At 72.8% G+C, this 8128-nt stretch carries 7 protein-coding genes and 1 pseudogene; 3 read left to right on the forward strand and 5 right to left on the reverse strand.

The features are described from left to right. Positions 1-51 precede the first annotated feature (51 nt). Positions 52-2013, reverse strand: coding sequence for a DUF5107 domain-containing protein (locus tag ABZ939_RS27640; RefSeq protein ID WP_361860646.1), 1962 nt, complete (start codon positions 2011-2013; stop codon positions 52-54). A 40-nt stretch (positions 2014-2053) separates the two neighbouring features. Beyond that, positions 2054-2987, reverse strand: a pseudogene (locus ABZ939_RS27645) (arginase family protein). Positions 2988-3037: 50 nt separating this feature from the next. Here ABZ939_RS27645 and ABZ939_RS27650 point away from each other — a divergent pair. Continuing rightward, positions 3038-3370, forward strand: coding sequence for a DUF6204 family protein (locus ABZ939_RS27650; protein WP_361860649.1), 333 nt, complete (start codon positions 3038-3040; stop codon positions 3368-3370). Here ABZ939_RS27650 and ABZ939_RS27655 read toward each other — a convergent pair. From ABZ939_RS27655 to ABZ939_RS27665, 3 genes are all read right to left on the reverse strand, one after another. Further along, positions 3354-3896, reverse strand: a complete 543-nt coding sequence (locus ABZ939_RS27655; protein WP_361860652.1) for a GNAT family protein — start codon at positions 3894-3896, stop codon at positions 3354-3356. The two genes, ABZ939_RS27650 and ABZ939_RS27655, sit on opposite strands and share 17 nt — an antisense overlap. A 61-nt stretch (positions 3897-3957) precedes the next feature. Further along, a complete protein-coding gene (locus ABZ939_RS27660) occupies positions 3958-4362 on the reverse strand; it encodes a hypothetical protein (RefSeq protein WP_361860655.1) in 405 nt (134 codons plus the stop codon). Between the two features lie 97 nt (positions 4363-4459). Next, positions 4460-5890 carry an MFS transporter gene (locus ABZ939_RS27665; RefSeq protein WP_361860658.1) on the reverse strand — a complete coding sequence of 477 codons (1431 nt, stop codon included), beginning with the start codon at positions 5888-5890 and terminating at the stop codon, positions 4460-4462. Positions 5891-6068: 178 nt separating this feature from the next. On the opposite strand from ABZ939_RS27665, the gene ABZ939_RS27670 reads away from it, so the two are divergent. Together ABZ939_RS27670 and ABZ939_RS27675 are read left to right on the forward strand one after the other, a co-directional pair. Continuing rightward, positions 6069-6818: a GntR family transcriptional regulator gene (locus tag ABZ939_RS27670; protein WP_361860661.1), complete on the forward strand. Its 750-nt coding sequence runs from the start codon at positions 6069-6071 to the stop codon at positions 6816-6818. Positions 6819-6873: 55 nt separating this feature from the next. Next, a complete protein-coding gene (locus tag ABZ939_RS27675; protein WP_361860664.1) occupies positions 6874-7983 on the forward strand; it encodes an adenosine deaminase in 1110 nt (369 codons plus the stop codon). Positions 7984-8128: the final 145 nt, after the last annotated feature.

An 8128-nucleotide genomic window follows, 5' to 3' on the forward strand; every position in this document is an offset into this window, starting at 1 on the left:
TTCCGGGGCCGGCCCGCAGGATCCGGAGGGGCGCGGGGACGGAGGCACGCCCTAGGGGCGCATCCGGAACTCGTAGAAGTCCGGGAGCGGCTCGTCGGTCAGGGCCGACCACACCTCGCCCAGGGCCTCGGCGCCCTCCCGCAGATCCGCCACCTCGAAGCCCGCGTCGAACACGGCGCGGGCCTCGGCCTTCCGGCCCTCGGCGAGGAGGAGGCGTGTCTCGAGGAACCGGAACGCGCCGCGTGCGCGGACCGGCCCGGGCAACCGCTCCCAGACCGCGCGGGCCCGCGCCACGTGGCCGGCGGCGAGGAGTGCGGTGACGGCCTCGCGGCCCAGGGCGGCGGTCACCACGGCCGTGCCGTCCTCGGGCAGTGCGTCGAAGGCCTCCGCGAACCGCTCGGCCGCCCGCTCCGGGTGCCCGCCCTCCTCGTCGGCGACGGCCAGGCAGTACAGCAACGGCCAGCGCGTAACTGCCTGTTGGAGTCCTCGCTCCCAGCTGCGTACGGCCTGCGCCAGATCTCCCGCGTGCCACTGCGCGATCCCGAGGTGGTACTCGGTGAGCGGCTCCGCGGGCGCGGTCTCCAGCATGTCGCGCCAGTGGTCCGCGACCAGGGACGGGCCCGGTGCGGCGCCCGCGGCCGACGGCGGCAGGACGCCGGTGCGGAGCAGCTCCAGCCAGGGCTTCTGCTCCTCCCCCAGGGCCGACGCGGGGAACGGCGTCCCGGGCAGCTCATGTCCGCCGGCCAGGACTTCCAGCGCGCCCCAGCCCGAGCCGGTCGCAAGGGCGGTCACCGGCTCGGCGTCGGCCGCCCCGCCCCGCCACGCCGCGTACGCGGCCTCGACGGCGGCGCGCGGCAGTGCCTCCTCCAGCCGCCCCTCCACGCTCGCGCGGGCCGCCGCCCAGTCCTCGCCGTGCACCGCCGCCGGCTCGGCGGTCAGCGGCCCGTACGCCTCCAGCCAGCTGAACTCCGCGCCGGCCTCCAGCTTCAGGTGCTCAAGCTGGGTACGGGCGAGTCCGGCCTGGATCTCGGCGTAGCCGGGGGCGCCGGGCGCGGTGAGCCACTCCTGCCAGCGCCGGCCGCCCCGGGCGGAGCCCCAGAGGAAGAGTTTGCGCCCGCGCAGCAGGTCCGTGGACGTCTGGACGAGGCCCGTGCCGGTCTCGTCGAGTGCGGCGATCCAGCGCCGTTGGGTGTCGGGGAGCGCGTAGAAGTAGTCGGCGGGCTGCTCGCCGCGCATCGGGTACGTACCGTCCGTGCCGTCCTCGGCGGCCGGCACGGGGACGCGGCGCAGGCCGCGCTCGTAGCCGTGGAGCCAGGCCTCGTCGGCGGGGGCGAGGACCCGGTACTCCTCGGGGACGGCGGTGTTGGACCACCAGTAGACGGGGACGGTCCGCTCATGGGGGTTGCGGACGCGCACTCCCACGTGGAGGAAGTCGGAGCCCTCGGGCAGCCACAGGTCGACCTGGAAGGGCAGGTCGCGCAGCCGCTCCCATTCCCACAGCCGGAGCATCTCGCCGCCGTCGGGGGCCGGGACGATCGCGGCGTGGACCGGGGAGCAGGAGAGGGTGGTGTGGCCCGTGGCGCCGATGTTCCATTCGATGCCCCCGGCGAACCAGGCGCCGTTGAGGGCGAACGCGGCCGGCTGGAACACCGGGTTGCGATGGACCAGTTCGCGCCCGGTGGGCTTGTGGTGCAGAGAGTGGACGCGGCCGCCGAGTCCGGGCAGCACGGTCGCCCGCAGCCGGTCGTTCTCGACGACGATCGCGTCGAGGGCGGTGGGGGTGCGCTCCCGTCCGTAGCCGTCGCGGACCGGCGCGGGCAGCAGGCTGCGCAGCGGCGCGTACCCCAGCTGGCGCGCCATGTCGCGCGGCATGTCCTCCTTGGCGCGTGCGTCGAGGAGGGCGACCGCGTGCGCCGTGTCGAGGGCCCGCAGGGCCGGCAGCGGGTTGTCCGGCCCCAACGGGGCCGCGGGCAGGGTCAGTACGGCACGTCGTACGGTCGTCATGTCGACCATGGAACACGGCGGGCGCGCTGCTGACCAGGGGCTCTCCCCGTCAGGCTTCGGTAAAGGCCGCCACCACGAGGTCCGTGAGGAGCACCCCGGCCGTGCCGTCGGGGTCGAGATCGGGGTCGTAGATCGTGATGTTGAGTCCGACGCAGCGCTCGGAGCGGACCAAGGTGCGCAGCAGCGGGGTGAGTTCGTGGGGCAGTAGCCCGTCGGGGTCGGGGCTGTCGACGGCCGGCATCACGGAGGGGTCGAGGACGTCGGCGTCGAGGTGGACCCAGAAGCCGTCGAGCGCCGGCGTCTCGAAGGCAGTCACCGTGGCGGCGGCGAGCTCGGCGGGGCCCCATGCGCGCAGTTCGGAGACGGTGACGACGGGGATCTTCAGGGCGCGCAGCTCGGCGCTGTCGTCCTCGAAGGCGTCACGGATGCCGAACAGCCGGACGTCCTCGTCGCGGAGGTAGGGCTTCAGGCCCTCCAGGTCGGTGAGGTCGTCTGGCCGCGGCCGGTGGCGAGAGCCAGCTCCTCGCCTCCCGCGGCACCGACCCGGTCGGAGTTGCCGGGGTGGCGAAAGTCGTGGGAGGCGTCGATCGCGGCGAGTCCGTAGCGTCCGATGCGGCGCAGGGCGAGGGAGGCACCGAGCTGTATGGAGCAGTCGCCGCCGAGGACGAGGGTGAAGTCCCCGGCCCGTACGTGCCGTTCGATCCGGTCGGCGAGGGTACGGGTGTAGGTGGCGAGGGCGGCCGCGTTGAACACGCCGTCGCCCTCCTGCCAGTCGCCCCGGTCGTAACGGGGCGGGACGACGACTCCGCCCTCCAGCGCGCCGATCCTCCCCCTCGCTTCGCTGGGGGGACCCCCAGCACGATCCGGTTCTCGCGCAGCGCCCCGGCGAGCTTGTAGCAGCCGGGGACGGTGCCGGGAGCGGGCGGGCGCAGGCCGAGGTTGGACGGGGCGTCGAGGGCCACGATATTCCGCCTGCGCCTCATCCTCCCCGCCGTAGTCTGGATCTTCAACGGTGACGGGAGTACGGAGAGAGATGAGCACCCAGCACACCTACCGGGTGATCGTGCGCGGCACGTTCGACGGCCTGTCGGAGGAGAGCCGGGCCCGGTTGCTCGCCGAGGTGGACGACCACGGTCTGACGGCCATGCAGTTCACGGAGGAGGGCTCGCTCGCCTACGACAGGACGCTCAAGCACTTCTCGTACCGGCTGGTCGTGGTCTCGGACGCGGCGGACGGCGAGGAGATGGCGGCGGCGATCGCCGAGGACCGGGTGCAGACGGCGCTCGAGGAGCTCGGGCACGGCTTCGGCGACCTCAGGTCCTCCGTCACGGACATGGACACCATGAAGATCAACTACAAGCGGTGATCGCCCACCGCTCGTGGTCGCGCCAGGCGCCGTCGATGAAGAGCATCGCGGGCGAGAACCCTTCGAGCCGGAAGCCGGCCCGAAGGACGAGGGCTCGCGAAGCGGCGTTGCCCGGCTGGATGGCGGCTTCGAGGCGGTGGAGGCCCAGCGGTCCGAAGGCGTACGGGAGGACCAGACCGAGCGCCTCGGTGAAAAGCCCCCGCCGGGCCGCGTGCGCGAAGGCCCCGTAGCCGAGGGCTCCGCTGAGGAAGGCCCCGCGGACGATGTTGTTGATGTTGACGAATCCCGCGATCCGCCCGTGCTCCGCGCGCTCGCAGACGAGGAAACCGACCTTGGCGGGGTCCTCGATGATCGTCCGGGCGTAGGTCGCGTACGCGTCGGGGTGGTCGGGCGGGAAGAGCCAGGGGCGGTGCAGCTCCCGGCTCTCGCGCGCCCGGCGGGTGAACTCCTCGGCATCGTCGAGGGAGTAGGGCCGTAGGCCGACACGGGGTCCGGCGGTGAGGTACTGACCAGGATCGTCGGACATGGCTCCAGGCTAGGGGCTGTTTTTCGGATCACGCCGCGCGTCCGGCGGGGGTCGGTCGGGGTCAGCGGCGTGCCGAGCGGACCTTGCGCGGGCAGGTCTCGCCCTTCTTCACCACGCCGATCACGACGGTGGTCCGGCCGTCGAGCACCACACCCTCGTCGGGATGCTGGGTGCACACCGTCCAGTTGGAGGGCCACAGCACCCGCCGGTCCCTGCCGCCGACGTCGTGGACGTCGACGCGGGTGCGGTGGTCGAGCGCGGTGAAGACCCGCCAGAGTCCCTTGCCGAGGAAGCCGGGCATCGGCGGGGCGTCCTCCTCGGCCGCCGTCTCCTCCCCCGCCGTGACGGCGACCGCCGCGAGCGCGAGGAAGGCGCCCGCGCCCAGGACCGCCGCGGCCCGCCTCATGCCGACCTCCGGGTCGATGTCTCCTTGGGACTCATGCCCGGACCTCTCCTCCTCGTACACGGCCGCCCCCGTGGGACCAGGATGGAGGGATCCGGTCCGCACGGGGGCGGTGGGAGGGCCGTACGGGTGAGGGTGCGGCCTCGCCCGGTGGGCCTGGTCAGTGGTGGGCGAGTACCCGCTGCTGCGGCGCGTCGGCAGGGGCCTCGGCCGGGTCGGGGCGCTGGATGAGCAGGGCCGTCACGACGCCGATGCCGAGCAGGGCGAGGGCCGTGTACATGGCGTGCTGGTAGCCCGCCTCGGTCGGGCCGCCCGCGTCGCTGCCCGCCGTGATCATCGCGGAGGCCAGGGCGATGCCGAGCGAGGCCCCGATGCCGAAGCAGGCGCCGTTGAGTCCGGAGAGCGAGCCGGGCTTGTCCTTGGGGGCCGTGGTGACGGCGAGGCCGTTGAGGCCGGTCAGCATGAACCCGCCGTACGTGACGCCGAGCGCCGCGAGCGAGGCGACCAGGATCCACTCGTTGTGCAGGAAGAACGTGGCGAAGAGGAAGATCGCGAAGTTGGCGATCGCGCCGGTGACGACGATCGTGCGCCAGCCGATCTTCGGACCGAGACGGCCGGTCAGCGGGGCGGAGATCACGCCGATCAGCTGGATCGGGGTGAGGAAGAGAACGGCGGCGGTGACGGCGGAGAGGCCGAGGCCGACCCTGGCGTCCTGCGAGAAGAGCGGGATCGTGAGCGCGATGGCGCCGAAGGCGCCGCCCAGGGTGCAGACGGTGGTGAGCAGCAGTGGCCAGGCGCGGCGCGAGGCGAGCACGTCGATGTCGATGACCGGGTTGGCCGCGCTCTTCTGCGAGACGACGAAGAAGACGAGAGCGGCGACGCCGCCGAGCAGGAAGCCGAGGGTGAGGACGGAGGTCCAGCCCCAGGCGGCGCCCTGGGCGAGGCCGACGAGGATGCCGGTGAGGCAGAGCGCGAGGGCGGCGATGCCACGGGAGTCGAAGCGGCCGTCGGTCGCGGTGGCCGGGACGTCGGGGACGTACTTCCGTACGCCGATCAGGCCCGCGACGGCGATCAGGGTGGAGCAGACGAAGATGCCGCGGAAGCCGATGGTGTCGGCGATCTGGCCGCCGGCGATGGCGTCGACACCCGCGAGCCCGCCGTTGACGGCGGTGATGATGCCCGCGGCCTTGCCGAAGCCGGCCGGGGTCAGCAGCTGGTTGAGGGTGAGGAAGGCGAGCGTGAACATCGCGGCCGAGATGCCCTGGAGGATCCGGCCGGCGATGAAGATCTCGATGTTCGGCGCGAAGACGCAGAGCAGGTTTCCGACGATCAGCACGAAGGCACAGACGATCATCATCGGCTTGCGGCCGCGCTGGTCGCTGAGGCGGGCGAGGGTGACCTGGCCGATGGCCGCCATCAGGAAGAAGAGGGTCTGGGAGAGACCGGCGGCGGCCGTGGTGGTGCCGAGGCGCTCGATGACATCCGGCAGCGCGGGGCTGAGCATCGTGGCGTTGATCTGGTAGCCGAGGACGGCGAGCACTATCGCGAGCAGCATGGGCCCACGGCCCTTGAGGTCGGATGTGGCTGACATATGGGCCCCTTTGCCTTGAATGTCGCTTCGTCGAGAACGCTGTGCACACCGCCCGTCCCAGCTTGTCTGACAAGCAGCGCCCAGACAGAGTGAGTTCTACGCGCGTCACACGTCAAGTCTCTTTGACCTGTGATCCCGAATACCGTTCACTTGCCGACAAGTAGGCCGAGGAGGGGCAGTGGCAGTCAGCGGACAGCAGCGGCGACCGGTCGTGGTGCTCTACGAGCGGATCGCGGACGCCATCCATGACGGCACCTATCCCCCGGGCTCGACCCTCCCCTCCGAGCCGAAGCTCGCCGGCGAGCTGGGGGTGAGCCGCCCCGCCCTGCGCGAGGCGCTGCTGCTGCTCCAGGAGGACGGCCTGCTCTCCGTACGCCGCGGGGTCGGCCGGACCGTGAACGACCACCCGCCCCGACGCGGCTTCGAGCACATCCAGCCGCTGGAGGAGCTGATCGGCGCGGGCGCGCCGCTGCGCGTACGGGCGCTGCTGCGGACGGTCGAGGAGCCCACCGACTTCACCACCCAGCACCTGCTCGCCCCGGCCAGGGCTGAGCTGCGGTTCTGGGAGTCATTGCTGGCCGGAGAGGGTGCGGCGGCCGCGCTCAGCCAGGAGTGGGCGGCGGCCGACGACGTACTGGAGCGTGCGCACCCGGCGTTCGCGGAGGCGCTGCGCACCGAGTCGGCACCCGAGCGGACCTCGATGCTGGCGGTGCTCGCCGGGGCCTCGCGCGGAGTGCCGCTGGGAGCCCACAGCAGCGTGACCGCGACGCTGCTCGGCCAGCGCCGGGGCGAGCAGCTCGGCCGCCCCGCCGACACTCCGGCGGTGCTGGTCACCCAGGTCGTACGGGTCGGGGACACTCCGGTCCTGGCGGCCAAGCACATGCTCCCGACGGGCGCTCCGGCGCTCCCGGTCCTCCAGTCGAACTGAGCGGGCGGCGGGCGTCACAGCGTCGGACCGCCGTCGTGGCGTACACTTCCGCGCCATGCACTTGTCTGACAACCCTGCCGCCCCACTCAGCAGCCCGGTCTCCATACCCGTCGCCGAGTGGATCCGCCGCGCGCCCAAGGCCGTTCTCCACGACCACCTGGACGGTGGCCTGCGCCCCGCCACCATCGTCGAACTGGCCCGGGAGTGCGGCTACACCGCGCTGCCGACCGAGGACCCGGCCGCCCTCGCGGTCTGGTTCCGGGACGCCGCCGACTCCGGTTCGCTGGAGCGGTACCTGGAGACCTTCGCCCACACCTGCGCGGTGATGCAGACCCGCGAGGCGCTGCACCGCATCGCGGCCGAGTGCGCAGAGGACCTGGCGGCGGACGGGGTCGTCTACGCCGAGATCCGGTACGCCCCCGAGCAGCACCTGGCGGCCGGCCTGACCCTCGACGAGGTCGTCGAGGCCGTGAACGACGGCTTCCGCGAGGGCGAGCGCCGCACCGGCGGCCGGATCACCGTCCGCGCCCTCCTCACCGGCATGCGCCACACCGACCGTTCCCTGGAGATCGCCCGGCTCACCGTGGCGCACCGCGACCAGGGCGTGGCCGGCTTCGACATCGCCGGCGGCGAGATCGGCAACCCGCCGGCCCGCCACCTCCCCGCCTTCCAGCACCTCAAGCGGCACAACTGCCACTTCACGATCCACGCCGGCGAGGCCGTCGGCGCGGAGTCGATCCACGAGGCCGTCCAGGTCTGCGGCGCCGAGCGGATCGGCCACGGTGTGCGGATCACGGACGACATCGCCGAGGACGGCACGCTCGGCCACCTGGCCGCGTACGTCCGCGACAACCGGATCGCCCTGGAGGTCTGCCCGACCTCCAACCTCCAGACGGGCGCGGCCAAGGACTACGCCTCGCACCCGATCGACGAGCTGCGCCGCCTCGGCTTCCGCATCACGCTCAACACGGACAACCGTCTGGTCTCCGGCACCACCATGAGCGAGGAGTTCCAGCACATGGTGGACGCGTTCGGCTACGGCCCGGAGGTCTTCGAGGAGTTCACGGTCGCCGCGCTCGACGCCGCGTTCCTGCCGCTGCCGGAGCGCCGGCGCCTGATCGACGAGGTCGTGCGCCCGGCCTACGCGGCGCTCGCGGCCCGCTGAGCAGCAGCAGGTCAGCGTCTCGCGCCCCCGGCGGCCCGGCCGGTCCCCCAGTACACCGCCCCCGTGCCGGGCGTGAAGCGCAGTCGCAACTGGGGGAACCCACGGTCCGGACGGGGCAGCTGGACGGAGCCGAGCGGCACGCTCC

Source organism: Streptomyces sp. NPDC046712, assembly GCF_040645695.1.
Classification (GTDB): Bacteria; Actinomycetota; Actinomycetes; order Streptomycetales; family Streptomycetaceae; genus Streptomyces.

What these genes read in the sequence shown, in the direction of transcription:
- ABZ939_RS27650 (WP_361860649.1), top strand. Translation starts at nt 3,038, where the DNA reads ATGAGCACCCAGCACACCTACCGGGTGATCGTGCGCGGCACGTTCGAC.
- ABZ939_RS27655 (WP_361860652.1), bottom strand. Translation starts at nt 3,896, where the DNA reads ATGTCCGACGATCCTGGTCAGTACCTCACCGCCGGACCCCGTGTCGGC.
- ABZ939_RS27640 (WP_361860646.1), bottom strand. Translation starts at nt 2,013, where the DNA reads ATGGTCGACATGACGACCGTACGACGTGCCGTACTGACCCTGCCCGCG.
- ABZ939_RS27675 (WP_361860664.1), top strand. Translation starts at nt 6,874, where the DNA reads ATGCACTTGTCTGACAACCCTGCCGCCCCACTCAGCAGCCCGGTCTCC.
- ABZ939_RS27665 (WP_361860658.1), bottom strand. Translation starts at nt 5,890, where the DNA reads ATGTCAGCCACATCCGACCTCAAGGGCCGTGGGCCCATGCTGCTCGCG.